The organism is Streptomyces sp. NPDC030838, assembly GCF_055572035.1.
The window spans coordinates 435,376-459,682 of record NZ_JBVIED010000004.1; the positions used below are offsets into that span (position 1 = coordinate 435,376).

Consider the following 24,307-nt stretch of genomic DNA (forward strand, 5'->3'; position numbering starts at 1 on the left):
CCGAGGCGCTCGTCAAGTGCCAAGTGGGAGTGGAACGTTGAGACGTACCGGGCGAATAACGCTTGCCGCCGTGACGGTGCTCGGGACAGCGGTGGCACTGCCCTGGCCGACCGCCGCTCAGCAGACTGCCGGTCCCCGACCGCCCGCCTCGCAGGCCGGCCGCGACGGACAGCTCCCCTCCGACTGGTGGATCACCGGTGACAACTCCGGGAAACGGCAGCTGGTCTGGCGCTCGGCGAAACCGGTACCCCTGACCGACGCCGGAGTCGAGTTCTACGCCAGGGACACGTTCCTCGGCCGGCCGGTGGCCGCGAAGGACCGGCGTACGTTCCGGCTCGACCTCCAGGGCGTGCGGCTGGGGCAGGCCACGGACCTCCAGGCGCGGGCGGGGGGACGCCGTCTGGACGCGGCCGGAGTCGCCGCCGGCGAGGGGAGCCGACGCACCGCACCGGCGGCGAGGCAACTGCCCGCGCTGCCGGCGGGCTCGGTCGACCCCGGCAACGCGGGCCGGTACGGGACGGTCACCGGCGAGTACGCCTTGCCGTCAGTCCGGTTGCCGGGCCTTTCCGCCCCCGTGGAGATGCGCGCGGTCGTGGTGGCGCCGACCGGGGCCACGGGCCGTCGGCCGTTGGCTCTGTTCCTGCACGGCCGCCACGACACCTGCTACACGGCGGACGGCGACCGCTCGGGCGTATGGCCCTGCCCGGCCGGTTCGAAGCCGGTGCCGAGCCACCGGGGCTATCTGCGAGTCCAGAAGCTCCTGGCGTCCCAGGGGTACGTGACCGTGTCCGTCTCCGCCAACGGCATCAACGCGCAGGACGCCCTGGAGGACGGCGGAGCTCAGGCCCGCTCCTCCCTGGTGCGGCGGCACCTCGCCCGCTGGGCGGACTGGGCGGCCGACCGGACGACGGCACCCGCGATCGTGCGCACCGCACCGACGGCCGACCTGTCCCGGGTCCTGCTGGTCGGACACTCGCGTGGCGGGGAGGGAGTCAACCGGGCCGCCACGGACAGCGTCACCCCGCCGCCCGCCGATCAGGACGGTTACCGGGGCGCGGTGCGCTGGCGCATCCGCGGGACCGCGCTCATCGCCCCCACCGCCTTCGGGCAGAACCCGGCCCCCGACGTGCCGTCGATGACCATCCTGCCGGGCTGCGACGGCGACGTCGCCGACCTGCAGGGCGAGACGTACGTGGACGGCACACGCGGAGTCAGCCGAGGCGCCGCCCTGCACAGCGCGGTCTACATGGTCGGCGCCAACCACAACTTCTTCAACAGCGAGTGGACACCAGGTCAGGCGACGGCTCCGGCCGAGGACGACTTCGTGGACGACGACCGATCGGACCCGGTGTGTTCGCCCGGGCGGGCGACCCGGCTGACGGCGGTTCAGCAACAGGCCGCGGGCGCCACGTACGTCGCCGCGGCGGCCCGGCTGTTCGTCGCGGGCGACGACCGTGTACGACCGCTGCTGGACGGCTCGAACCTGCGGGCGCCCTCCGCGGATCCCGCGCGGGTGCTCACGCACGCGGTCGGCGCGCACCGCACCGCCGCCTTCGTACCGACCACGTCGGTCACCGTGAGTGGGGGACGGCTGTGTTCGGCGGTGGACGCCGACCCGGCCGTCGCCTGCCTGGCTCCCGATGGGACCGGGACGTCGCCGCACTTCGTGGAATGGGAGCCGGGGCCCGAACCGGGCCGCCACGCGGTGGCCCTGAGCTGGTCGGCGCCGGGCTCCGCGGTGCGTGTGCGCCCCGCGAAGCCGGTTTCCCTCGTCGGCGCGAAGGCGCTAACCCTGCGAGTGATCGTGCCGCCGGGCAGCACGGGAACCCGGCTGGACGTGTCGGTCGCCGACGCTTCCGGCCGCCGGGCCTCGCTCGGCGAGGTCCGTGTCGACGGGTTGCCGGGGAGCGACCGGACCGCCTCGTACTGGGGACGGGAGGTCCGCGTTCCGCTGACCGCAGCGGTCCGGGCAGGGCTGGACCTGAAGAGGGTGGCCAGCCTGCGACTGGCCCCGCGCGGCGGCTCCGGCCGGGCGTGGCTGATGGATGCCTGGGGCTGGCGGCCCGGCACCCCCGCCGCCCGACCGGCCGCACTGCCCCGCGTCGACATCGGCCGGCTGAAGGTCGGGGAAGGGGACTCCGGTACTCGGACCTACCAGGTCCCGGTGCGGGTCTCCGGCCAGGGCAGCGGTCAGGTCCGGCTGTTCGTCATGGACAACGCCACCGGACGCGCCACGGCTCGTCTGGTGACCGTGCGGCCCGGCAGTCACGTCGTCGACCTGCCGGTGAGAGTGGAGGGCAACACGCGCTACTCCTACGACGTCGCGCACGACGTCCTCGTGAAGGCGGTACGGGGCGCGGTGGTCGGTTCCCATCACGGTGGCGTGACCGTGCGGAACGACGACCTCATGCCCGAAGTGACCGTGACCCCGGTCACGGACCGGGTCACCGAGGGGCGGAGCCTGACCTGGCGGGTGTCCCTGTCCGAGGCGGCCGACACCGAGGTGTTCGCCCCCTTCAGCGTCCTGCCGGCGACCGACGGCACCGAGCTGTCCAGCACGGACGTGGACCCGCAGTGGCTGGCGGAGAACTACGGCGAATCGCCGCTCCCCGAGCGGCCCCTGTCCAGGGTGGCGGGGATGTCCCTGCTGCCCGCCGTCCCCGCTGGTCAGCTCAGCACCGAAGTAGTCATACCCACCATCGCCGACGGGACCGCCGAACAGGACGAAACGGTACGGATCCAGCTCTTCGGCTTCGAAGAGCCGCCAGTCGGCCCGATCTTCACCGGCAGGATCGAGGACGGCTCCTGAGGCGCAACGGCTTCCGCCCACACTCGCCCGGTGCCGGCAGGCCGGCGCCGCAAGGGCGATCGGCACAGCCGTCGGTGCTCGCCCCGTACGCTGTCAGCACCACGTCGCGGATACGGCCGCCCGTCACACCGGAGCCAGCGTGACCGCTGTCGCGATGACGTACCTGCTGGAGTGGACGCACAAAACCCGCGTGCTGGTCCCGCCGCACACTTACACCAGCGTCGGCAACATCCCCAAGCCGCCCATGGGCGAGAAGTGGTCCGCCGGCCACTACGGCCTGATCACCGCCTCCGGCCGCCGCGACGACGTCATGAACTGCCCCTTCCCGTCCGGCACCCAGCTCAGGGAGTGCATGGACCGGCACGGGTATGTCGCCCGCTTCTACGAGGCCAACCCGGCCGGCGACTACTGGACCTTCCAGTGGACCGACACCGCCATCTTCGGCGGCCTCGCCCTCCTGCTCACGGCCGTCACGGTGCTGGTGCTGCGCCGCCGCGTCTGACCGCGCGACACCACCACACCTGTCATCCCCTTCACTCCTCTCTTCTTTGTCCGATCCCCTTGTCCGGGTCCTGGTCCCCTCATGTACGGAGGTCGCTTCACCATGCCCGCCGACGCCAAGTCGACCGAGAAGCTGCGTAACAACCGAGCCGCCCTCACCCACAAGGTGCGCTACGCCCTGACCCATCCCGGCCGTGTCACCCCGTACCTCCGCCGCGCCGGCCGGGACGCCTGGCTGCGCCTGAAGCACCCCGACCACGTCGGCTACTACCGGGCCGTGATGGCCTCCGACACCCGCCGCAACCCCGAGGCCGCGGTCGGCAGCCAGACCCACGAACGCTGGCTGGCGCTCGGACAGATGCAGTTCGACTACCTCATCGAGCACGGGCTGCGCCCCGAACACCGCATGCTCGACATCGGCTGCGGCAACCTGCGCGGTGGCTGGCGCTTCATCAGCCACCTCGACACCGGCAACTACTACGGCATCGACATCTCGCCCGACATCCTGATGGCCGCCAAGAAGACCCTCGCCGAGCGTCGTCTCCAGGACAAGCTGCCGCACCTGGCCATCACCGGCGATCTCACGCTGGACTTCCTGCCCAGCGACCACTTCGACGTCATCCACGCGCACAGCGTCTTCTCCCACTCGCCGCTGGACGTCATCGACGAATGCCTCGCCCTCGTCGGCCGCGTGCTGACCGACACCGGGTTCTTCGACTTCACCTTCGACCGCACCGAGGGCACCGAACACCAGGTGCTGCGCGAGGACTTCTACTACCGCACCGAGACCCTCCTCGCCCTGGCGCGCAAGCACGGCCTGCACGCGCGCTTCATGGACGACTGGGAGGAGCGCCCGCACGGCCAGTCGAAGATACGCGTCAGCCGCACACCCCAGGCGGGCGCGGCGCTGTAACGCAGGCCATAGGAACTCGGTCCGGCCTGCGGAGAGTAACGAGTGTGAGGCAAACGGAACGAGAAGAGTCAGTGCGTGCACGCATACGGGCAGGGGACCGTGCGGCGTTCGCCGACCTGTACGACCAGTACGCGCGGGCGGTCTACAACCATGCCCTGCGGCTGACCGGCAACTGGTCGGAGGCCGAGGAGGCCATGTCCGAGACCTTCCTCGCGGTCTGGCGCACCCGGGAGACGGTGGAGCCGGAGGGCGGTTCGCTCAAGCCCTGGCTGCTCGGCATCGCCACGCACAAGGCGCACAACATCAACCGGGGTCTGCGCCGGCGGCTCGCGTTCCTGGCGCGCAGCCCGCAGCCGCGGCCCGTCGAGGACTTCGCGGACGAGACGGCCGGCCGGATCGATGACGCCCGCCGTCTCGCGGTGGTCCACGCGGCGCTGGGCCAGTTGCGCCGCCAGGACCGGGAGGTGTTCGCCCTGTGCGTGTCGGCCGGGCTGGACTACCAGCAGGCCGCCGAGGCGCTCGGCATCCCGGTCGGCACCGTGCGGTCGCGGCTGTCGCGGGCCCGGGCGAGGCTGGCCCGGCTCAGCTCCGGTCAACTCGACGGCGTGAAGCCGGAACCGCGGGGCCCTCGCGGAGAGAAGGAGAGTGAGGCCGCATTCGCGGCCATGTTTCTGCAGGAGGAATCCGGATGAACACCAACAATCCGCTGAGCGCCGGTTCCGCCCGGAGTGAGGCCGAGGAGTTGCTGTCGGCTCCGGCCGAATGGGACCTCCCGCCGAGCAGCCACCTCCACTACAAGGATGTTCTGATGCAGCAGATCGACCGCGACCGCACCACCCCCTCCACGCAGGCGTCCCCGGCACCGCGCCGCCGACTGCCGCGTCGCATGGTGCTGTTGCCCGTCGCGACGATGACACTGGCCGGGGCGCTGGTCGTCACGTACTCCGCCGGTGACCGCACGTCCGCCCCGACGACCGCAGCCGCCCCCGAGGCCGCCAGGCCCAACAGCGCCTCCGCCACGCTCGACCGGATCGCCCTCGCAGCCGCGGAAGCCGACGCGACGCCGGTGAAGGACGGGCAGTTCGTGTACGTCAGGAGCCTGGTGCGCGGTAACGACGGCACCTTCGACGGTCCCGTACAACTCGGTCCCGTGCACGAGCGGGAGCGCTGGACGGCGCAGGAGCCCAGCCCGATCACCACCACCGGCTGGCTGCGCGAATCCGGAAAGGGCGCCATCATGCCCGGTCAGGTGATCCCCATCGAGTCCACCGCCCCTGTTCCGGCGGGCATCGACCACCCCACGTACAAGTGGCTGGCCTCACTGCCCACCGACCCTGACATGCTGCTCGAACTGCTCTACGCCCGGACCAGGGTGGACGAGCGCGAGACGAAGGAGCAGGCCGTCTTCTCCAAGATCGGCGAGCTGGTGAGTGAAACGATCATGCCGCCGGAGAACGCCGCCGCCCTCTACAAGGCAGCCGCGAAGATCCCCGGCGTCAAGGAGATCCCCACCGCCGTCGACGCCGCCGGCCGTCACGGCATCGCCATCACACGCGAAGACACCTCGTTCGGGACACGTGACGAATGGATCTTCGACAAGAAGACTCTCACCTTCCTCGGCTCGCGCACGTACATCACCAAGGACGAGGCCAAGGGCATCACTTCCGAAACCCTGAACGGGACCAGTGCCATCATGCAGCGCACTGTCGTCGACCAGTACGGCAAGGCACCCACCACGGCCGACAACTGACCTGCGCCGCGCCCGGTCAGTGGGCGGTACCGATCTCCTGACCGTCGTTCTCGCTCTTCGTCCCGGGCAGGGCGCCCTTGTCGCCCACGGTCGGCACCGCGATCCCCGCCGCGACCGTGATGACGGTGAGGATGACGATCGACACCAGCGGCGCCGGGGTGACGGTGGTGACCTTTGGGAAGAACACCATCAGTGCCGGTCCGGCGGCGATCAGCGGGTAGACGGGCCAGGGTACGTCCGTCATCTCCGGTCCTGCGCCAGGAAGATGAGGACGGCGAGGGAGTTGACGAAGCCGACCATCACGCTGCGCGGCACGAACCGCATCGGCTTTGCCACCCCGAGCGCGCCGAGGACGATCTGGAAGACACCGGCGAGGACGACCGCGGCGACCAGGCAGCCGAAGCCGTGCTCCGGTTGAGCGGGGCGATGACCAGGGCGACGGCGCCGGTGGCCGCGGAGATCATGGCTCGCCGGCCGCTGACGACCCCGATGGTCACGGCCATGGTGAACGAGGCGAACAGACCGACCGGCGGGTCGACGCCGGCGATGATCGAGAACGAGATCGCCTCGGGGATCAGCGCGAGGGCGACCACGAGTCCGGCCGGCACCTCGGTGCGCAGCACCTTCGGATGCGAGCCCGGCCAGCACCTTGCTGCGCAGCACCTTCGGACCAGGTGGGACGTCGGGAGCCGCGCAGCCAGACGGCCGGGGACAGTGCGGAGGAAGGCAAGAGATGAGGAACCTGTCGTGCTCGGGCAGACCCGGCATCACGGCAGGCGCGCGCAGAAAGGCGTGGAAGACCAAGGCGGGCAGGCGGCGGCGCCGGGCATCATGGGCATGCGCACGCTCTCTTGCTCTGCGAGCGCGATTTCTCCGGCATCCCTCCGCTTGGTGCGCCGGGGCAGGGCGATCGAGGCACACAGAGGGCACGCACCCCAGAACAAGCCACCAGGCCGCTGACCTGGGGTTTCATCATGGAGCGGGTGACGAGAATCGAACTCGCGCTCTCAGCTTGGGAAGCGACGGCACTCGCGGGGGCCATGGTGTCCGACCTGCGCCTACGCGGTTTGAAGCCCCATGCCTTCAGTCCGGAACGCACCGGGGTTGACCGTGGTTCTCCGTTCTTATGGGCACGCGAAGGGCACGACATCCCGCAGAGGTGTTTCCGGGCCGCGGGGAACTGTTCCTCTTCGCTCGCGCGCCGACAACGTACGAGCCGACCGCGTGTGTCTTCGCTCATGCGTACCCGGAGAATCGTCCAGTAGGAGCTGTCGGCGGGCGTGGTCGGGTGAGTGCCGATGACCGGGCCTTACCGACGTGCGTAGGCGGGACAGGCCACCGTGACGGTCATGCCGCCGCAGACCCGTGGTCTGGACGCGTCCATGTCGTCGACCCGGTCAATGGGGGCAGGATCCGCCTGATGCTCCGGCCGGAGTCACCGGTCCCCCCGCCGGCGGCCGTCCCCAGTGGTCGGGCCGGTCGGGCGGTCTCATCCGTGCCGGTGTCTATCAGGATCTGCTGGGCCTGCTTGGGGTTGCCGGTACGGACTGCTTCGGTCATCGCGGCCCGCGCCGCTTCGGGGGGCGTGTCCGGTGGGACCACGAGCAGGGAGAAATGATCCTGGTCCCCTCGGGTCACGAGAGCGGTGTCGTCGCCCACGGAGAAGACATCGATGTGCACCACACGGTCGTCGACGGTCATCCGCGTCGGAATTTCGTCCCAGGCCGCGGAGTCCAGGGCGATCCGTGTGATCGGCCCGAGGCGCTCGGTCAGAGCGCTGATCAGGCCGGGCAGTTCGGCGGTGAGACTCCTGGAACGGGGCCACCACGCACCGTCGAGGACGCCCGCGCGTTCGTGCGTGGTGGTGAGGCGCAGAAGTGCCGTTCCGGGACGTATGGACGCGTGCACACCGTCCGCCAGAAATCCTGCCGGAGGCGGGGAATCGGGATCGGACACGGTGCTCACCTGCCTGTTCGGGCCCCTCCTCGCGTCCACGTACTCCTCGAACGTGTCGGTGAGCGCGGAAGTCCGGTCATCAGGTCGTCGGTGCGGGGCCACCAGGCGCCGCACACGGGACCGGGCGGGAAGGCCGGCGGGCGCAGGGCGAGCCGGACAGGGCGTGGGGAGGCGCGCTCCGGGCGTGCCGGGGGCCGACGGCGATGAGGCGGACCTCCGCGAGTTCGCCCACGGGGGGATCACCGTCCGCGGTCTCGTACGTCGGCGGATCTTCGCCCGCGTCGCGGGTGCCGCCGGTGCCGTGGATGCGGCGGTGTGGGGCATGCAGGGAGGTGACCTCAGTCCTGTTGCGCGGCTTGGCCTCAACGCCCCCCGGCGGTCGGCTTCTTGTGCGTGGTCCGGACTCGCCGGCGGCGCGGTCGGAAGCGTCCCCGGCCGCCGTCGCGATGGTCACGACGCTCGTGCTCGGCGGCAGGGACGGAGGGCGGCGGGGGCGGCGCGGTGGTGCCGGCAGCGCGGTCGGCGGCGGCTGGGGGGCCGGGACGGAAGCGGCTGTAGGAACGCGAGGCGATCCTTTCGGCGTGCGCCGAGTTGAGCCGGTGGATCACGTACGCTCCGACGGCGATGAGCACGAGGAACGCGGCGATGGTGAGGGCGGTGCCCATGGCGGTCACGGCCTGACGGTCGGCCGACCGCGAGAAGCGCTCGGGAGAAGTGGGTCTGCAGTCTCACGGGCGTGTGGTGGCGGTGCCGCGGTGGTGCCGGTGGTGAAGAGCAGCAGTACGGCCCTGCGCGGGTCGGGCTCCGGCCGAACGTCGGCGACGGGGGACGTATCGAGGGTGGAGGCCACTGTGCTGACCTGTCTCCGGAAAACCCTGCGTTGCGCGGGGCTTCCGGCGAAGTGTTTCGCCCAGGACGAGACCGGCGCGGGAGCCGGTGTGCGACATGCCCTCGGTACGTCCACCGTACTCCCGCGCGCCCGGTCCGACGGGGACCGGACGGCACCGCCGTACCCGCCTCGGTGTTCTCGGCCGCCGTCGGTCCACAAGGGGGGAGCGGCCCCGGGAGTACGGTTGATGACACCGAGGGCATGTCACGCGCCGACACCGGTGCCGCCCTCGGCGACCGACGACGCCGGGCCGGGCCCGCCCGTGCCCGGGGCAGGGCGTGCCTCATGACCGTCAACGTGCCGGTTCCGCCGACGACCGCAGAGCTGCCGGCGCGGCCCGCCGGCCCGGACCGGCGCGGTACGCGGCAGCCCGGCCCGTCAAGGCCGGAACGAGGCTCCTCGCCCCGGGAGGGGCAACGCGTCCGTCCGCTGACCCGACGGCAGATCGAGGACCATCTGCAGGAACTGGGCGATCTGTACGCGGAGACGTCCGGCGGTGGGCCCTGGGCGTGGAACGAGGCCCGCGAAGCCTTCCTGCGGCGGCTGGCGGCCGACGTACGGCGACCGGGATTCGAGTTGCTGATCGCGGAGACCACCGCGCTGACCGGATGCGCCTACGGCTTCCCCGTGCGTGGCGACGGTCCCTGGTGGGAGGGCTTCGACGGCTACCTTCCGGGGCGGCTGCTCCGTCTCGCTGCCTCCGGACGCCTCTTGGTGATCTCCGGGATCCACGTTCCGTCCCGTGTACGCAGGCAGAACCAGGACCGTGCCTGGAACCTCGCCCGGCGCCTGCAGCAACGGCTGCTCACCGACCATGGTGCCGTCGTCGGCGTCACGCTGGTGAACCGCTCCGATCATGTGACCGTCGAGGCGCTGCGCTCCTGGGGGTGGCGGTACATCGAAGGCGACACTCCTCGGACGGCCCCGCTCGGTCCGTTCCGCGTCCTGGTCCTCGAGACGTGAGCGTCAAGCACCACGTCCCGCGCCGACGCCGTCACGGCTCACGGCGTCGGGAGCCGCAGGGCGAGGAGGGCGACGTCGTCGGTGCTGCCGGGCGGCATGCCGGCGAGCAGTTGGTCGCACAGCGTGTCCAGCGGTTCGGGGGCGAGCGCGACGGCGCGGCGGCGCAGACGGGCGAGGCCGGTCTCGAGGTCGCTGCCGGGGATCTCGATCAGGCCGTCGGTGTAGAGCAGCAGGGTGGAACCCGGCGGCAGTGACTGTGCGGCGTTCGGCCGGCTGCCGCCGGTGCCCGGACCGGTGCCGAGGAGAAGTCCCTGCCCGGCTTCGAGGTACTGCGTCTGTCCGTCCTGGGTCAGCAGGAGGGGCGGTGGATGCCCGGCGCTGGTCCACCGCAGCGTCCACGGGCCGGTGTGCGGGCTGCCTTCGAGCAGGGCGAGGACGAGGGTGGCCATGGGGACAGTGGTGATGGCGGGCATGGCGTCGTCGAGGCGGTCGACGACGGCACCGGGCGGGCCGGTGTGGTCCCAGGCCAGTGACCGCAGGATGCCGTGCAGCTGTGCCATGCCGGCCGCGGCGGTGAGGTCGTGGCCCACGACGTCGCCGATGACCAGCGCGAGCGTGCCGTCCTTCAGTTCGAACGCGTCGTACCAGTCGCCGCCGACCTGCGAGCCGGCCGGTGCGGGCTGGTAGCGGGCGGCCAGCCGTAGGCGGCCCGGCTGGGGCAGCGGGGCGAGCAGGTTGCGCTGCATGGCCTCGGCGACGGCCCGCTGGCGGCCGAACCGGCGGGCGTTGTCGATGACCAGGCCGACCCGGCGGCCGATGTCGCCCACCACTTTCAGGTCGTCGGTGTCGAAAGGGAACGCCGGGTCGGTGCGCACCAGAGTCAGTGCGCCGGCGACCTGACGCCTGGAGCCCAGCGGCACCGTGATGGCGGACGTCGCGCCCACGGCCCGCAGGAAGCCGCTGTGGGCGGCGGCCAGGGCGGAGCCGGTCGGTGCGGCCACGTCCGCCTCGCTCTGCACGACGGGATCACCACCGTGCAGCACCTGGACCAGAGATGAGCGGGCCGCCCCGCCTGCCTCGGGAAGGCGCTCGCGCCAGTCCTCCAGTGCGGCGTTCCGGCCCCCGGGACCCGTCACCGCCACACGGTGGACCTGTCCGGAGCCGACCCGCAGGTCGACCGCCGCCCAGTCGGCGAGGCGGGGGACCAGCAGGCGGCCCAGCCGGGCGAGGGCCTCATCGCTCTCCAGCGTCTGACCGAGCACGTCGGTGATCTCCGCGACCAGCGTCAGCCGCTCGGTGAGGTCCTCCAGAGCACGCGTATAGGCCGCACGTTCCCGACGCGCGCTGCGGTCGCCGGCGGCGTCGGTGAACAGCACGGTCATGCCCGTGAAGGCGCCGTCGTCCGTCAAGGGAGAAGCGGACCAGGAGATCCCGATCAGGCGACCGTCACCGCGCAGACAGATGTCGCCCTCCCCCCGCGCCTCGGCCCTCTCGGCCAGGGCCCGCAGCAGCGGGCACTGCTCCCGGGGGATCCGGCCGCCGGCCGCGTCCCGGTGCAGCAGGTCGTGTGCGTCCTCCCCGCGCATCGCGGCGGCGGCACGGCCCAGCAGGCGTTCGGCGGCCGGGTTGACCGCGAGAATCCGTCCGGCGTGGTCCACCACGATCAGGGCCGTGCCCAGCTGCCCGACGACCCGCCGCCAGAAACCCGGCTCGGCCGCCGACCGCCACCGCCCCTCATCTCCCACGTCCTCCACCATGCCGCCTCTCCAGTCATGCAAACCCTCGCCGAAGACCGCCGGCGCGTCGGCAGGGCGACATACCAGTGGATCGATGATCCCCCGACTTGACACCGATGCGGAGTACGACCTGCTCCGGCGTGTGCCCGAGCGGCGGGCCCGGGCATTCTCCGCGCTGCGGATGTCGGGGACGTCGCCGGTCGCCTCCTCGTCGGGCCAACCGGTCGGTCGTGCGCGCCGGCGGTCACCCGGTGTGGCAGGCCCTCCCGCGGCGGGCTGTCGGTCCGCTGCCGTCACCGGCGGCGCCGGGCACGGTTCGGCCTGCCCGTACCGCGCTGGTAGACGTCGGGGATGCCATCGGCGTCCTCGTCGAGGTTCTCCGCCTCCCACAGCCTGCGGTAGATGTTGTTACGGCGTTTGACCAGCAGCGCGGCGATGCCGGCGGCGAGCAGTGAGCCGACCAGTACGGCGGCCTTGATCCGCTCGGTGTCAGCCGGGTCGGCGAAGGCCACCTCGCCGATGAGCAGGGCGACCGTGAACCCGATTCCGGCGAGAACCGCGAGCGCGAGGACATCGGCCCAGGCCAGGTCGGGGTTGAGCCGGGCCCGGGTGTACCGGGCGGCGAGGTAGGTCCCTCCGAAGATCCCCACGGCCTTGCCGACGACCAGGCCGAGCACCACGCCCAGCGGCTCGGGACGGGTGAACACCTGGCCCAGCACGGGGCCGGAGATGCTCACCCCGGCGGCGAACAGGGCGAAGAGGGGGACGGCGACGCCGGCCGACACTGGACGCAGCAGGTACTCGGTGCGCTCCCCGGGCGAGGCGTCCTCCCCCGCATCCTGGTCGCGGGCGCAGCGAACGATCAGCCCCATCGCCACCCCGGCCACGGTGGCGTGCACCCCGCCGTTGTACATCAGCGCCCAGATGACCACCGCCAAGGGCACGTACCACCACCATCCGCGCACCCTGAGCCGTTGCAGCAGGTAGAAGACGACCAGCCCGCCGACGGCCCCTGCGAGAGCTGCCGGGTTCAGGCGGCTGGTGAAGAACAACGCGATGACCAGGATCGCGCCCAGGTCGTCGACGACCGCCAGGGTGAGCAGGAAGGCCCGCAGTGCGGTCGGCATGTGGGTGCTGAGCACGGCGAGGACCGCGAGTGCGAAAGCGATGTCGGTCGCCATGGGCACCGCCCAGCCGCCGGCACGGCCGCCACCGGCGGCGGCCGTGGCCAGATAGATCGCCGCAGGGACCACCATGCCGCACACCGCGGCGACCACCGGCAGGATCGCGGTGGCCGGGGTACGCAGCTGGCCGGCCACGAGTTCGCGTTTGAGCTCGATCCCCGCGACCAGGAAGAAGAGGGTGAGCAGCCCGTCGGCGGTCCAGTGCTGCACCGACAGATCCAGTCCGAGTGCCGTTATCCCGAAGTGGACGTCGCGCAGCGCCTCGTAGCTGCCGCGCCACGGGGTGTTCGCCCACACCAGCGCTACCAGGGCGGCGACCAGCAGCACGAGGCCACCGACCGTCTCCGTGCGCAGGGCCCGGGCCACCTGTACGCGTTCCGGCCAGGGCAGCAGTCCGAGGAAGACAGACGGCCCGCGCGGGGCAGCAGACATCGGGAGGACCTCCGGGCCGCGGGCACAGGCACGAACCCCCTCCGGCGCCGAGCGGGCGTTCCGGCGCGATCGTGCCCTATTGGCGCATTCTCCACATCCCACCCACCGTAGCCCGCACGCCGTCTGTCGGCGAAAGTGCGTGGGCGCCGACTCGGCGAGGTGGCAGCAGTGCGGCGGGCCCCGCGGATTCAGTGTGGAGTTGATGTTGCGCGGACCTGATCGCACGGCTGTTGACCGTGATGGTTCGCTCCTACGGGCGCGGATCGAGCACGAATGGTCTCGCGAGCGCGTCCCTTGATCGTCTCCCCGTACTTCACGACCGCGGTAGACGCTCATCTCCGGCCGGCCAATCGACCCTGGCGGCTACGAGCTTGCTGTGCATGAGGCGCAGTCGGTCCACGCCATCGGACAGCCTCGCGATGAACTCGGCCAACTCCGCCGGCCCGAGCGGGCTGCTCCAGACGCCCTCCACGACCTCGATGTTGATGTGCGGCACGTGGTATCCCTCAGAGCTGGTCGACCCCGGGATCACGGCCAGCTGGGGTTCCAGTACTCGCCAAGGCTCTGGCGGTTCATTGTGTCGGTCAGGAGGACCTCCACACCCACGGCGTGGTCTTGGTGCCAGATGTCCTCGGTATACGTGGGCGTCAGGATGTCCCTGCTGTGGTCGTTCCGGCAGAACACAGGGCAGGTGACCGTGCGCTGAGTGCCGTCATGGCGGTCGATGTAGGTCCATGTCTGCTGTCTCGCTCTCTCGGCTCGCACCCGCTCCGCCTCGGCGGCAGCCTCGCGCTCAGCCCGGTTGGCGTGATGACGGCACCCTCGGCCGATCTCCTGGGGGAGCCTGCACGGCGTGCCCTTCTTGGTGGGGCGCCCGCAGCGCGGTGCTGGTCGGCGCCTTCTGGAGCGGCCGTACCTGGTGGGCATGTGAAGGACCGGGCGGCACAGCCGTGGCCGAACGGCTGAATCGCCCCTTTGCTTAGGCGACTTGGCGGCCATTTGCGCGCTCTATGGCGCAGGTCACCTGAAGTGCGTCTCGTGATTTGAGGCGGGTGACGGTCGATCTCCCTCTTGGGCGCCTCGACCCCCCTCGCCAGGCCGCTTCCCCGGCACTTAGGGCACGCGGAGGGCCCGCCATCCACTGATTGGACTAGACAACAAAGAACCCCCGGGCCTCTGGCCTGGGGGTTTCACATGGAGCGGGTGACGAGAATCGAACTCGCGCTCTCAGCTTGGGAAGCTGATGTTCTACCATTAAACTACACCCGCGTAAGACGCCGACCGTTGGGTCGGTGTCGGAACGCTCGCCCACTGTACCAAACCGCAGGCCCCCGGTGTTCAAGCCGAGGGGCCTGAGTCCGTTTCAGGGGTGTGAGGCGGCTGCGGGGAGCGGGAGTTGGGGCGTACGGTGGAGGGGTCGCAGAGGGTCTGGGCGGGACCGGAGTGCCGCCTGGAGGGCCGTCCCTTTGATCCCGTAGTGTGGCTTTTGTCGTCAGGCAAGCAGCAGCCAGACGCGGCTCTTGGGGAAGGGACTAAAGGGACTTGATGGAGCGCACCGTCGTCCGCTGTGCCGATGGGCACGTGTTCACCACCGCTTCGTTCCCGATGCAGCAGGCCGAGCGCCTCGGTCCGGGGCGGCTCGTCCGCTGTCCGCGCTGTGCGCGGCTGCGGAGCGTCGTGCCGGTGGCGCTGGAGAAGCACTAGCCGCCGAGAGTGGCCGGTAGCCGGCAGTAGTCGGTCGTACGTATAAGGGTTACGGCATGGGCGCGCGGGGTCCTCACGATTACGGGGGCTCCGCGCGCCTTGCGTATCCTCGGGGCGTGCTTCTCTCAGACAAGGACATCCGGGCCGAGATCGACGCCGGGCGGGTACGGATCGATCCCTATGACGAATCCATGGTGCAGCCGTCGAGTGTCGACGTGCGGCTGGACCGTTTCTTCCGGGTGTTCGAGAACCACCGGTACCCGCACATCGACCCCTCCATCGAGCAGGCGGATCTGACCCGGCTCGTGGAGCCGGAGGGGGACGAGCCGTTCATCCTGCACCCCGGTGAGTTCGTGCTCGCCAGCACGTATGAGGTGATCACGCTTCCCGATGATCTTGCCTCGCGGCTGGAAGGGAAGAGTTCGCTCGGGCGGCTGGGACTGGTCACCCACTCCACCGCCGGGTTTATCGATCCCGGGTTCTCCGGGCATGTGACGCTCGAGCTGTCGAATCTCGCCACCCTGCCGATCAAGCTGTGGCCCGGCATGAAGATCGGCCAGCTGTGCATGTTCCGGCTCAGCTCGCCGGCCGAGTTCCCGTACGGGAGCGAGCGGTACGGCTCCAGGTATCAGGGGCAGCGCGGTCCCACCGCCTCGCGCTCCTTCCTCAATTTCCACAGGACGCAGGTGTGAGCGGCGTGAGCGACGTACGGGAGAATCTGACCTACGAGCGGTTCGGCACCGCCATCCGCGAGCTCGCGCAGACCATCGCCGACGACGGCTACGAGCCGGACGTCGTGCTCAGCATCGCGCGGGGTGGTGTGTTCGTCGCGGGCGGACTCGCTTATGCGCTCGACTGCAAGAACATTCATCTGGTCAACGTCGAGTTCTACACCGGTGTCGGGACCACACTTCCCATGCCCGTCATGCTCGCCCCGGTGCCCAACGCCATCGACTTCACCGACAAGAAGGTGCTGATCGCCGACGACGTCGCCGACACCGGCAAGACGCTGAAGCTGGTGCACGACTTCTGCCTCGAGCATGTCGCCGAGGTGCGGTCGGCGGTCATCTACGAGAAGTCGCACTCCCTCGTGAAGTGCGAGTACGTGTGGAAGCGCACCGACGACTGGATCAACTTCCCGTGGTCCGTCGAGCCGCCCGTGGTGAAGCGGGCCGGGCAGATTCTCGACGCCTGAGCCGACGCCGCCGGCCGGACCGGGCTCACGCGTCCGCCGATGCCGTCGCCAGGATCGAGCCCGTGCTGTCGCGGACGTTCGCGTCCGCGTGGCTGACCGGGCCCTCGATGGTCCAGGTGTGCTCCCAGGCCTCGCCCGGGGGGATCTCGTCGATCGGGCGGATGAACTCGATGTGTTTCTCGTCCTGGGTGTCCACGGTGAGGACGAGGGCGACGGCGTCGTCCTCGGTCACGGTGCCGGACGCGGCCGTGTTGCGGACGCGGGCGGTGACGAACGACTGGTCTGTTTCGGCGTGACCCGTCAGCCGGAGGGAGGCCTGGAGGAGTTCTGAGATGGCCATGTCATTCTCCCTTCTCCCTTCTCCTTCTTCTCCTTCTTCTCCTTCACCTGTTCCTTCGCCTTCCGTCTTCAGAGTGCATGCGAAGGGCCCCTGGCGCAGTGCCAGGGGCCCTTCGGTCGTCTGTGTGCCTCGCCCCCTAGAAGGTGCCCAGCTTCACGATCGACAGCAGTGCGATCAGCTGGATCGCCGACGCGCCGAGCGCCTTCGGCCAGGGCAGGTCGTGGGAGCGGGAGACCATCAGGGTGAGCAGGGCGCCGCCCGCGACCCAGGTGACCCAGCCGAGGACCTGGACGAAGGGCGCGTCGCCGCCGAGGAACATCGCGACGACCAGCCGGGGCGCGTCCGTGATGGACATGATCAGCATGGAGAGGCCGACCGTCGGCTGCCAGGCGCCGTCGCCGCCCAGCTGGCGGGCCAGGGTGTGGGTGACCACGCCCAGGATGAAGGCGCTCAGCACCAGGGCGATCGCGGTCGTGAGGACGATCGGGACCGCGTTCGAGAGCGTGGCGTTGATCGCGTCCTCGCGGGCGCCGTCGAAGCCGAAGACGGCGAGCAGGCCGTAGAGGAACGTGACGATGAGGGCGGGGGCCCACATCGTGTAGTCCCGCATCTGGAGGAACGTCTGGCCGGGGGCGAGGACGATGCCCTTCAGCAGGTCCTTCCAGTGCAGCCGGGGGCCGATCGGGGCGGCCGGGGCCACGGAGCCCGCCTGGTAGGTCCCGCCCTGCTGGTAGGGGTCCTCGCCGATGGAGAAGGCCTGAGTGTGACCGGGGTTGTTGGCCGCGTACGGGTCCGGGGTGCCGGGGTGGGGGTACGAGGAGCCGTCGTCGCCGAAGTACTCCGGCTCCCCGCCGCCGTGGCCTCCATGGCCGCCGTGGCCTCCGTAGCCGCCGCGGCCGCCGTTCGCCGGGGGCCACGGCCCGCCGCCCCCGCCGTAGCTCTGCTGCCCCGGGTAGGGGTGCGGCTGCGGCGCGGGGGAATGGCCGTACGACGGGCCCTGCGGCGTCTGCTGTCCGTACGGGGGGTGTTGCGGTCGCGTGTGAGGAGCGCGGTCGTCCCGGCCGCCGCGTCCGATCCTGAATCCAGCCACGTCAACGAACGTACCTGGTCCCGGAGAGGGACGTGCCGGGGCCGGGGTCCGGGGCCCGGCTTTGCTGCCGAGCTGTGACATCCCTTACGGAAGTCCCCTGACGGAAGCCCACGTTCCCCTTACGGGAGCCGACGCCGCGGCCCCTAAGGGCTACTCCGCTAAGGGCTACTCCGCGATCTCCCAGCCGAAGCCCGCGCTGCCGGTCAGGGAGACGTCGCGGGCGGAGATGGACTTCGCGCCCGTGGTGGTCAGGCCGGAGACCGTGCCGCGCAGGGTGGTGATCGCGCCGTAGCCGTTCTCGTGGCCGGAGCCGATCACCAGGTCGGCCTTGCCGTTGCGGTCGAAGTCGACCAGGCGGAGCGAGAAGCCGAAGCCGTCGTTGGCCTCGGAGGAGCCGGGTATGCCCGCGGTCTCCTGGGTGTAGCTCTTGGCGCCCTTGGTGGTCAGACCGGAGGCCGAGCCGAACAGGACGGTCACCGCGCCCGCGTCGTTCTTGACCTCCGTGGTGCCCGTGTCCTCGCCGGGCGCGCCGATGGCCACGTCGGCGTACCTGTCGCCGTTGATGTCGCCGACGGCGACGGCCTGGCCGAAGACGTCGTCGTCCTCGGCCGTGCCGGGTACGCCCGGGGTGTCCTGGTGGATGACGGTCGGCTGCTGCGCCGGGTCGGGGCCGTTCGGGCCGCCGTACCAGACGGCGATCCGGCCGCCCTTGTGGCCGCCGGGCACGCCGTGCAGCGGGGACTCGGAGTCGTCGAGGACCAGGTCGCCGTAGCCGTCGCCGTTGATGTCGCCGATCGCGCCGTCCGCGCCGTCGGCGTTCGGCAGGTCGGTGTAGGCGTAGTCGGAGCCGGGGTGGGCCGGGTTGCCGGGGTCGTGGTCGACGTAGCCGATCCGGCCGCGCATGTCGGCCTGGTCGCTGACGGGGTAGACGCGTTCGGCGGCGCGGTCGCCGTCGATGTTGCCCGCGAACGCCTCCCAGGCGTTGCTCACCCCGGGGACGGCCTCGTGGCTCAGCGGGGTGCCGGTGCGGGTGAAGGTGCCGCGGTAGAGGTGCGCACGGTCGCGTGCGGTGACCGTGACGTCCGTCCTGCCGTCGCCGTCGAAGTCGCCGGTCGCGACGGCGGAGCCGTAGAGGCTGTACGCGGGCAGGTCCGCGGGCTGGGGCAGGGAAGCGCCGCCGGACAGACCGGCGGAGCCGCCCCACAGGATGGTGGCCGTGCCGACGTTCTTGCGGTCGCCGAGGCTCTCGTGGCTCGCGCCGACGACCAGGTCGGCGTAGCCGTCGGCGTTCAGGTCGCCGGCGGCGAGGCTCCTGCCGAAGTGGTCGTCGGTCTCGGCGGTGCCCGGGACGCCTGCGGAGTTCTGTGTGATCACGGTCTTCCGGGCGGCTGACAGTCCGGAGGACGAGCCGTACAGGACGACGACCGCGCCCGCTCTGCGTACGGCGCCGACGTCGGCGTCGGATGCCCCGAGCGCCACGTCCCGGTAGCCGTCGCCGTTGAAGTCCCCGGCCAGTTTGGAGGGCGCGGCCACGGCCGGGGAGGCGGGCAGGGCGGTCAGCAGGCCGGTGGAGAGGGCCGCGGCCAGGAGGAGGGTGCGCTTGCGCAAGGCGACTCCAGGGTGAGGCGGGCGCCGGGCCCGCGGATGGCGGGCCCGGCGGTGTGCGGATACGGCGGCTCAGTCGGCGATGTTGATGCCGAAGCGCGGGTAGCCGGTGGTCGAGACGCCGGTCGCGCTCGGCGAGACGGTGCGGGCGCCGGAGGTGGTGATCTTCGTGCCGTTGGACGGCAGGTAGAGGATCGCGCCGTTGCCGTCGTTCTCGTACGAGCCGGCGATCAGGTCGGCGCGGCCGTCGCCGGTGACGTCGTCGAGCTTGACGTCGGCGCCGAGGGCGTCGTTCGTCTCGTCCTCGCCGGGGACGCCGGCCGTGCTCTGGGCGAAGGACTGCGCGCCGGAGGAGGTGTTCAGGCCGGAGGCCGAGCCGTACAGGACGGTGACCATGCCGGCGTCGGTGATGTTGCCCATGTTCTCGCCGGCCACGCCGACCACCAGGTCCTGGTAGCCGTCGCCGTTGACGTCGCCGAGGTCCAGCTCGTAGCCGAAGTAGTCGTTCTTCTCGGACGTGCCCGGGACGTTGCCGGTGTTCTGGCTGACGGCGGTCGTGGAGCCGGGGCCGCTCGCGCTGCCGTACGTGATCCAGACCTTGCCGCCGTCGGAGGCCTCCGGGAAGGTGATGTCGCCGTCGGTCCGGTTCCAGTACATGCCGGTGACGATGTCGCCGTAGCCGTCGGCGTTGATGTCGCCGATCGCGGTGATCACGCCCGCCTTGAGCTGCTGCGCGGAGCCGGAGGACAGCCCGCTCGCGGTGCCGGTGAGCAGGTAGTTGGCGTTCCAGCCGTTGCCGGTCTGGGTCTCGAAGCCGTCCACGACGAGGTCGGTGCGCTTGTCGCCGTTGATGTCGCCGGCGGTCAGGTTGAGCGGGCCGCCGCCCGTGCCGCCCGACTGGATCGGCGGCTTGACGGTGTAGCGGCCGCCGAGCGGCTTGCCGGTGGAGCCGATGCCGCCCTTGAAGATGTGGATGGTGCTGGAGGTGTTGGCGACCGCCAGGTCGGCCTTGCCGTCGCCGTCGAAGTCGCCGGCGGCCAGCGACTTGCCCCAGCGGTCGTGGGCGGAGGGGGCCGGGTCGGCGATGGTGACGCCGGCGCCGGTGAGGCCCTTCGCGGAGCCCCAGAGCACGGCGACACCGCCGCCGTCCTTGTCGCTGCCGACGTCCTCCAGCGCGGCGGAGACGGCGACGTCGTCGTAGCCGTCGCCGTTGAAGTCGGCGTAGGCGTGCTCGGCGCCGAAGATGTCGCCGGCCTCGGCGGTGCCCGGGGTGCCGGTGGTGTTCTGGCTGATCACGTGACGCTTGGCGGAGGACACGCCGGTGGCGGTGCCGTACAGGGCGACCAGCTGGCCGGCGCTGTCCTTGCCGCTCACATAGGCGCCGTCGGCGGAGAAGGCGATGTCACCGATGCCGTCGCCGTTGAAGTCGGCCTGGGGGACGTGCGTGGAGTCCGCGGCCGTCGCCGTCGCGGCCGTGAACGTCAGCAGCCCGCCCGTCAGCGCGGCCGCGGTGGCCGTCGCGAGGGCGAGTCGCAGGGTGTGCTGCATGCGGGTCTCCTGCTGCATGCGGGGATGCCCGGTGGGCGTCCCGAGTCGATGGGGGTGCGACGGACGGCGTGCGCCGGGACTCCTCGGCCTGCGTTGCCGGGAGTTGGCCTGGCGTTCACGATCCGGTCGGCGAAGAGGAGACCACTGGAGTGACGGGAGGGTTGTACGGGAGTTCGATCAGGTGGGCAGGTGGGCAGGTGGGCAGGGGGACGGGAATCAGGTGGCCAGGAACTCGGAGGTCGAGAAGGTGACCGCCGGTTCGCGGGCGACCAGGCCCGTCTTCCGCCCCGGGTACACGGCGACGGTGTCCTCCGTCTCCCCCCGGTGCGTCCGCACCGCGAGGTCGTCCCGCCCGTCCCCGTCGAAGTCGCCGACCGCGAGGACCCGGGTGGTGCCGGTGGCGGGCGGCGGGACGGTCACCGGCTCGGCCGCGGAGAGTCCCCTCGTACGGCCGTGGAAGACCCGGAGCGCCGAGCCGCCGGCGACGAGTTCGCTGAGGCCGTCGCCGTCGAGGTCGGCCGCGTCGAGCAGGGCGCCGGGGGAGGGGAGGGTGGCACGGGTGGGGGCCGGGAGGTCGTACCGCAGGGACGTCTCCCTCGCCGCCCCCACCGCCGCGTCCAGCGCCGCGCCCTTGCCGAAGCGGCCGAGGGCGACGTCGGTGCCGGAGGGCAGGGTGACGCCTGTGCGGGCAGGGCCGGCCGGGCCGCCGAGGACGATCGCCGAGGGGCCCGCGCTGCGCGCCGTACGGACCACCAGGTCGTCGTACCCGTCCCGGTCGACGTCGGCGGACGGGCCGACGGGGACGTTCCCGGGCGCGGCGAGCGGGGCACCCGCGGCCTTCGGGGCGCCCTTGCGGCTGAACGGGCCGCGCAGATGGCTGAGTTGCTCCCCGGAGGCGTGCACGACCAGGTCCTGCGCGCCGTCGCCGTCGAAGTCGCCGCACACCGGCTGGTCGGGCCAGTCGTTGCCGGCCCGGGCGCGGGCGGGGACGACCAGCTGCACGGCGCGGCCGGTGAGTCCGTCCGGGGAGCCGAAGAGGAGCTGGAGGGGGACCGGGGGCTGCCCTTGTCCGTCGTACGGCGGATCCGTCGACACGACGAGGTCGGTGAACCCGTCTCCGTCGAGGTCGCAGCTCGCCTCGGCGTCGAAGACGGCGGGCAACTGCCCGGCCGTACGGGCCCCGTGCCGGCTCGGCGTGATCAACTGCCGGGCGCCGGGAGTGAGTCCGTGCGGCCCGCCGCCGTAGACGATCCCGATCCCCGCGTCGTCGGCGTGACTCTGCTGCTTCACCAGATCGTTGAGGACGAGGTCGCGACGGCCGTCGCCGTTGAAGTCGTCCGGGACGTCGCTGCCCTTGCCACGGGGGATGGGGAGCGGGGGCGGGGCTTCGGCGGCCTTCTTCACGGGGGTCCGGTCGTCGGCCGGTGCGCCGGGTCCGCAGGCGGTGAGGAGGAGAACGCCGGTCACCAGAACCCCGGTAACCCCGGCAGCTCGTATGCGCATCGCTCACCTCGTCCGCCACATGGACAACGACTGAGTAATGATGCACACGTTCGAGGAATGCGAACAGTGCGGGGCCGCTGTTGACCGGAATGGCACGCGCGGGGGCGAGCGGTTCTAGGCTGGCCGTCGTGGACGACGACCGGCGCATTCTCGACCTGCTGTATGCCCTGGACCGCCTCCCCGGGCCGGAGCACCTGGAATTCCCCGACGGATTCGACTACGCCCGGGCCCGGATGCGGGCCATCCAGCTCAGGAAACTTCTGAACGACGAGTTCGGTGACCGGCACGACCAGCCCTGCCGTCTGGACGACCGTATCCAGGACGCCTCCTACTACTTCGCCCTGCGCATCCCCCCGCGGGTGACGGAGGCCGGCGAGTGGATCTGCGTACGGCTGAGCAACTACGGCGACCTCGCCGTCGTGACCACCCCCCGCCCGGACAGCCACTCGGACCTGGACGCGGCGGTGGCGGCCGGCGCCCTGTCCGAACGGGACCGCGGCCGGGTCGAGACCGCACTGACCGACATGGAGTACCAGCTGGTGCCTCCGCGGCTGCTCCACCGTGTGTACGACGGGGTGACCTGGCTCGCGAACGACGTACCCGGCGCGGCGGTGGCGAGCTATCCGCCGGATCAGGGGGAGGCGACGTGGTGGACGCGGTTCTTCGAATACCTGTGAGGTGCCGGTGATGGCGGCTCGCCATTTCGTGGCGGATACACTCGCCGGGTGAACACCTACTGGCACGTCGTGCTGCCGCCCCTCAGCGCCTGACGGGCGCTGACACCGGCGGTTCGATCATCCTCCGGCCCCGGCCGGCCCGCAGGGCGGTCAGGGGGTGTTGTCGTGCGCCCGTTCGCGGATCGATTCCCGACGCTGACGCATTCGACGACGGAAGTTCACGACTGTGCCGATGTACACCGATTCCCCGGCTGCCGCGCGCCCGCGCCCGCTGCGCGCGCGTCTCCTCGGCGGCCCCGCCCCCATCCTCATCTCGGCCGTCCTGTGGGGCACGACCGGAACCGCCGGTTCCATGGCCCCGCCCGGCGCACCCGCTGCGGCCATCGGCTGCGCGGGACTGACCCTCGGCGGCCTGCTGCTGTACGCCACCTCCCGCGCCGCCCGCGCGCTGCCCGCCGCCTGCACCCGCCGCGAACGGTGGCTGCTGGTGCTCGGGGCGCTGGCGGTGGCCGGCTATCCGATCACCTTCTACCCGGCGGTGGCCCGCACCGGCGTGGCCGTGGCCACCGTGATCGCGCTGGGCAGCGCGCCGGTCTTCACGGGCCTGCTGTCCTGGGCGACCGGCCGCTCCCGCCCGACCGCCCGCTGGACCGCCGCCACCGCGACGGCCGTCCTGGGCTGCACCCTGCTGGTGCTGGGTCCGGAGTTCACCGGGGACTCCGAGCCCGTCGACATGACGGGCGTGCTCCTCGCGGCCTGCGCGGGACTCTCGTACGCCGTCTACTCGCTGATCGGCGGTCGGCTGATCAGCGGCGGGCATCCGTCCGACGCGGTGATGGGGGTGCTGTTCGGGGCGGCGGGTGTCCTGGTGCTGCCGCTGGTGGCGGGGACGGACCCGCGGTGGCTGAGCGAGCCGCGCGGCGCGGCGGTGGCCCTGTACTTGGCCGTGTTCACCGTCTACCTGGCGTACCACCTCTTCGGCCACGGCCTGCGCGGCACGCCCGCGTCCGTGGCGACGACACTGACCCTCGCGGAGCCCGCCGTGGCCGCGGTACTGGGCGTGGCCGTACTCGGCGAGCGCCTGCCGGGTGTCTCGTGGGCCGGACTGGCGGTGCTGGCGCTGGGGCTCGCCCTGCTGACGGTGCCCACCGGTGAGGGGGCGCCGTCCGGCAGGATGGACCCATGAGCGTAGTCAAGATCAACGTGCTGACCGTTCCCGCCGAGCAGCGGGAAGTCCTGGAGAAGCGGTTCGCGTCCCGCGCCCACGCGGTCGAGTCCTCCGACGGCTTCGAGTGGTTCGAACTGCTCCGCCCCGTCGAGGGCACCGACAACTACCTGGTGTACACGCGGTGGCGGGACGAGGAGTCCTTCCAGGCGTGGATGGAGGGGCCGATGAAGGCGGCCCACCAGGGCGGCGGGGAGGGCGCGGAGCGTCCCAAGCCGGCTGCCTCCGGGTCCACGCTGTGGTCGTTCGAGGTGGTGCAGCAGGCGGCGCCGAAGGGCGAGTAGAGC

24 protein-coding genes, 1 tRNA gene and 1 pseudogene are annotated in these 24,307 nt (G+C 71.4%); 12 read left to right on the forward strand and 14 right to left on the reverse strand.

The window, feature by feature from the left end; all coding sequences use genetic code 11:
• The first annotated feature begins 37 nt into the window (after window positions 1-37).
• The 5 genes from ACZ42A_RS15265 to ACZ42A_RS15285 all read left to right on the forward strand — a co-directional run bounded on the left by ACZ42A_RS15265 (window position 38) and on the right by ACZ42A_RS15285 (window position 5,973).
• Window positions 38-2,809 carry a hypothetical protein gene (locus tag ACZ42A_RS15265; RefSeq protein WP_468527644.1) on the forward strand — a complete coding sequence of 924 codons (2,772 nt, stop codon included), beginning with the start codon at window positions 38-40 and terminating at the stop codon, window positions 2,807-2,809.
• A gap of 139 nt (window positions 2,810-2,948) precedes the next feature.
• Entirely contained in the window at window positions 2,949-3,311 is a 363-nt protein-coding gene (locus ACZ42A_RS15270; RefSeq protein WP_468527645.1) for a hypothetical protein, read from the forward strand.
• 102 nt (window positions 3,312-3,413) lie between these two features.
• The gene (locus tag ACZ42A_RS15275; protein ID WP_468527646.1) at window positions 3,414-4,223 is read left to right on the forward strand and encodes a class I SAM-dependent methyltransferase; all 810 of its coding nucleotides are present in this window, start codon (window positions 3,414-3,416) and stop codon (window positions 4,221-4,223) included.
• Window positions 4,224-4,294: 71 nt separating this feature from the next.
• A complete protein-coding gene (locus ACZ42A_RS15280) occupies window positions 4,295-4,915 on the forward strand; it encodes an RNA polymerase sigma factor (protein WP_468527647.1) in 621 nt (206 codons plus the stop codon).
• A complete protein-coding gene (locus ACZ42A_RS15285; protein WP_468527648.1) occupies window positions 4,912-5,973 on the forward strand; it encodes a CU044_5270 family protein in 1,062 nt (353 codons plus the stop codon). The genes ACZ42A_RS15280 and ACZ42A_RS15285 overlap by 4 nt, the downstream gene beginning before the upstream one ends.
• 58 nt (window positions 5,974-6,031) lie before the next feature.
• Here ACZ42A_RS15285 and ACZ42A_RS15290 read toward each other — a convergent pair.
• The 4 genes and pseudogenes from ACZ42A_RS15290 to ACZ42A_RS15305 form a co-directional block, all read right to left on the reverse strand.
• A pseudogene (locus tag ACZ42A_RS15290) lies at window positions 6,032-6,703 on the reverse strand (SulP family inorganic anion transporter); the annotation flags it as partial.
• Window positions 6,704-7,320: 617 nt separating this feature from the next.
• The gene (locus ACZ42A_RS15295; protein WP_468527649.1) at window positions 7,321-7,968 is read right to left on the reverse strand and encodes a DUF5994 family protein; all 648 of its coding nucleotides are present in this window, start codon (window positions 7,966-7,968) and stop codon (window positions 7,321-7,323) included.
• Window positions 7,935-8,045, reverse strand: coding sequence for a hypothetical protein (locus ACZ42A_RS15300; RefSeq protein ID WP_468527650.1), 111 nt, complete (start codon window positions 8,043-8,045; stop codon window positions 7,935-7,937). Before ACZ42A_RS15300 ends, ACZ42A_RS15295 begins: the two co-directional genes overlap by 34 nt.
• A gap of 246 nt (window positions 8,046-8,291) precedes the next feature.
• On the reverse strand, window positions 8,292-8,594 hold the full coding sequence (locus tag ACZ42A_RS15305; RefSeq protein ID WP_468527700.1) for a hypothetical protein: 303 nt from the start codon (window positions 8,592-8,594) through the stop codon (window positions 8,292-8,294).
• Between the two features lie 425 nt (window positions 8,595-9,019).
• Between ACZ42A_RS15305 and ACZ42A_RS15310 the strand changes: the two genes are divergently transcribed.
• Entirely contained in the window at window positions 9,020-9,781 is a 762-nt protein-coding gene (locus tag ACZ42A_RS15310) for a hypothetical protein (RefSeq protein WP_468527651.1), read from the forward strand.
• A gap of 38 nt (window positions 9,782-9,819) precedes the next feature.
• On the opposite strand, the gene ACZ42A_RS15315 is transcribed toward ACZ42A_RS15310, so the two are convergent.
• From ACZ42A_RS15315 to ACZ42A_RS15335, 5 genes are all read right to left on the reverse strand, one after another.
• Window positions 9,820-11,538 carry a SpoIIE family protein phosphatase gene (locus tag ACZ42A_RS15315; protein WP_468527652.1) on the reverse strand — a complete coding sequence of 573 codons (1,719 nt, stop codon included), beginning with the start codon at window positions 11,536-11,538 and terminating at the stop codon, window positions 9,820-9,822.
• 272 nt (window positions 11,539-11,810) lie between these two features.
• Entirely contained in the window at window positions 11,811-13,133 is a 1,323-nt protein-coding gene (gene nhaA / locus ACZ42A_RS15320) for a Na+/H+ antiporter NhaA (RefSeq protein ID WP_468527653.1), read from the reverse strand.
• Window positions 13,134-13,446: 313 nt separating this feature from the next.
• Window positions 13,447-13,758, reverse strand: a complete 312-nt coding sequence (locus ACZ42A_RS15325) for a DUF6907 domain-containing protein (RefSeq protein WP_468527701.1) — start codon at window positions 13,756-13,758, stop codon at window positions 13,447-13,449.
• Window positions 13,662-14,132 carry a DUF6907 domain-containing protein gene (locus tag ACZ42A_RS15330; RefSeq protein WP_468527654.1) on the reverse strand — a complete coding sequence of 157 codons (471 nt, stop codon included), beginning with the start codon at window positions 14,130-14,132 and terminating at the stop codon, window positions 13,662-13,664. Before ACZ42A_RS15330 ends, ACZ42A_RS15325 begins: the two co-directional genes overlap by 97 nt.
• A 196-nt stretch (window positions 14,133-14,328) precedes the next feature.
• Window positions 14,329-14,402, reverse strand: a tRNA-Gly gene (locus ACZ42A_RS15335).
• A gap of 276 nt (window positions 14,403-14,678) precedes the next feature.
• Here ACZ42A_RS15335 and ACZ42A_RS15340 point away from each other — a divergent pair.
• From ACZ42A_RS15340 to ACZ42A_RS15350, 3 genes are all read left to right on the forward strand, one after another.
• Window positions 14,679-14,837, forward strand: coding sequence for a hypothetical protein (locus ACZ42A_RS15340; RefSeq protein ID WP_451601492.1), 159 nt, complete (start codon window positions 14,679-14,681; stop codon window positions 14,835-14,837).
• A gap of 116 nt (window positions 14,838-14,953) precedes the next feature.
• Complete coding sequence (dcd, locus tag ACZ42A_RS15345) at window positions 14,954-15,529, forward strand: dCTP deaminase (protein ID WP_468527655.1); 576 nt, start codon at window positions 14,954-14,956, stop codon at window positions 15,527-15,529.
• A 5-nt stretch (window positions 15,530-15,534) separates the two neighbouring features.
• Window positions 15,535-16,032: a phosphoribosyltransferase gene (locus ACZ42A_RS15350; protein ID WP_468527656.1), complete on the forward strand. Its 498-nt coding sequence runs from the start codon at window positions 15,535-15,537 to the stop codon at window positions 16,030-16,032.
• 25 nt (window positions 16,033-16,057) lie between these two features.
• Here ACZ42A_RS15350 and ACZ42A_RS15355 read toward each other — a convergent pair whose 3' ends face one another.
• The 5 genes from ACZ42A_RS15355 to ACZ42A_RS15375 form a co-directional block, all read right to left on the reverse strand.
• Entirely contained in the window at window positions 16,058-16,372 is a 315-nt protein-coding gene (locus ACZ42A_RS15355; RefSeq protein ID WP_468527657.1) for a hypothetical protein, read from the reverse strand.
• 136 nt (window positions 16,373-16,508) lie between these two features.
• Complete coding sequence (locus tag ACZ42A_RS15360) at window positions 16,509-17,543, reverse strand: Yip1 family protein (protein ID WP_468527658.1); 1,035 nt, start codon at window positions 17,541-17,543, stop codon at window positions 16,509-16,511.
• An 84-nt stretch (window positions 17,544-17,627) separates the two neighbouring features.
• Window positions 17,628-19,070: an FG-GAP-like repeat-containing protein gene (locus tag ACZ42A_RS15365; RefSeq protein ID WP_468527659.1), complete on the reverse strand. Its 1,443-nt coding sequence runs from the start codon at window positions 19,068-19,070 to the stop codon at window positions 17,628-17,630.
• A gap of 69 nt (window positions 19,071-19,139) precedes the next feature.
• Window positions 19,140-20,615: a VCBS repeat-containing protein gene (locus tag ACZ42A_RS15370; protein ID WP_468527660.1), complete on the reverse strand. Its 1,476-nt coding sequence runs from the start codon at window positions 20,613-20,615 to the stop codon at window positions 19,140-19,142.
• Window positions 20,616-20,831: 216 nt separating this feature from the next.
• Complete coding sequence (locus ACZ42A_RS15375) at window positions 20,832-22,118, reverse strand: FG-GAP repeat domain-containing protein (protein ID WP_468527661.1); 1,287 nt, start codon at window positions 22,116-22,118, stop codon at window positions 20,832-20,834.
• 128 nt (window positions 22,119-22,246) lie between these two features.
• Here ACZ42A_RS15375 and ACZ42A_RS15380 point away from each other — a divergent pair, with 128 nt between their 5' ends.
• The 3 genes from ACZ42A_RS15380 (at window position 22,247) to ACZ42A_RS15390 (ending at window position 24,304) form a co-directional block, all read left to right on the forward strand.
• Window positions 22,247-22,795 (forward strand): hypothetical protein, encoded by a 549-nt coding sequence (locus ACZ42A_RS15380; RefSeq protein ID WP_468527662.1) that lies wholly within the window; start codon window positions 22,247-22,249, stop codon window positions 22,793-22,795.
• A gap of 232 nt (window positions 22,796-23,027) precedes the next feature.
• Window positions 23,028-23,981: a DMT family transporter gene (locus ACZ42A_RS15385; RefSeq protein WP_468527663.1), complete on the forward strand. Its 954-nt coding sequence runs from the start codon at window positions 23,028-23,030 to the stop codon at window positions 23,979-23,981.
• Window positions 23,978-24,304, forward strand: a complete 327-nt coding sequence (locus ACZ42A_RS15390; protein WP_365515929.1) for an antibiotic biosynthesis monooxygenase family protein — start codon at window positions 23,978-23,980, stop codon at window positions 24,302-24,304. The genes ACZ42A_RS15385 and ACZ42A_RS15390 overlap by 4 nt, the downstream gene beginning before the upstream one ends.
• Window positions 24,305-24,307 lie beyond the last annotated feature (3 nt).

Excerpts from the sequence above, each read along its gene's own strand:
- ACZ42A_RS15305 (WP_468527700.1), bottom strand. The coding sequence starts at position 8,594 with ATGGGCACCGCCCTCACCATCGCCGCGTTCCTCGTGCTCATCGCCGTC.
- ACZ42A_RS15310 (WP_468527651.1), top strand. The coding sequence starts at position 9,020 with ATGTCACGCGCCGACACCGGTGCCGCCCTCGGCGACCGACGACGCCGG.
- ACZ42A_RS15390 (WP_365515929.1), top strand. The coding sequence starts at position 23,978 with ATGAGCGTAGTCAAGATCAACGTGCTGACCGTTCCCGCCGAGCAGCGG.
- ACZ42A_RS15315 (WP_468527652.1), bottom strand. The coding sequence starts at position 11,538 with ATGGTGGAGGACGTGGGAGATGAGGGGCGGTGGCGGTCGGCGGCCGAG.
- ACZ42A_RS15370 (WP_468527660.1), bottom strand. The coding sequence starts at position 20,615 with ATGCAGCACACCCTGCGACTCGCCCTCGCGACGGCCACCGCGGCCGCG.
- ACZ42A_RS15385 (WP_468527663.1), top strand. The coding sequence starts at position 23,028 with ATGTACACCGATTCCCCGGCTGCCGCGCGCCCGCGCCCGCTGCGCGCG.
- ACZ42A_RS15330 (WP_468527654.1), bottom strand. The coding sequence starts at position 14,132 with ATGGCCGCCAAGTCGCCTAAGCAAAGGGGCGATTCAGCCGTTCGGCCA.
- ACZ42A_RS15275 (WP_468527646.1), top strand. The coding sequence starts at position 3,414 with ATGCCCGCCGACGCCAAGTCGACCGAGAAGCTGCGTAACAACCGAGCC.
- nhaA (WP_468527653.1), bottom strand. The coding sequence starts at position 13,133 with ATGTCTGCTGCCCCGCGCGGGCCGTCTGTCTTCCTCGGACTGCTGCCC.
- ACZ42A_RS15375 (WP_468527661.1), bottom strand. The coding sequence starts at position 22,118 with ATGCGCATACGAGCTGCCGGGGTTACCGGGGTTCTGGTGACCGGCGTT.
- ACZ42A_RS15285 (WP_468527648.1), top strand. The coding sequence starts at position 4,912 with ATGAACACCAACAATCCGCTGAGCGCCGGTTCCGCCCGGAGTGAGGCC.
- ACZ42A_RS15360 (WP_468527658.1), bottom strand. The coding sequence starts at position 17,543 with ATGTCACAGCTCGGCAGCAAAGCCGGGCCCCGGACCCCGGCCCCGGCA.
- ACZ42A_RS15340 (WP_451601492.1), top strand. The coding sequence starts at position 14,679 with ATGGAGCGCACCGTCGTCCGCTGTGCCGATGGGCACGTGTTCACCACC.
- ACZ42A_RS15355 (WP_468527657.1), bottom strand. The coding sequence starts at position 16,372 with ATGGCCATCTCAGAACTCCTCCAGGCCTCCCTCCGGCTGACGGGTCAC.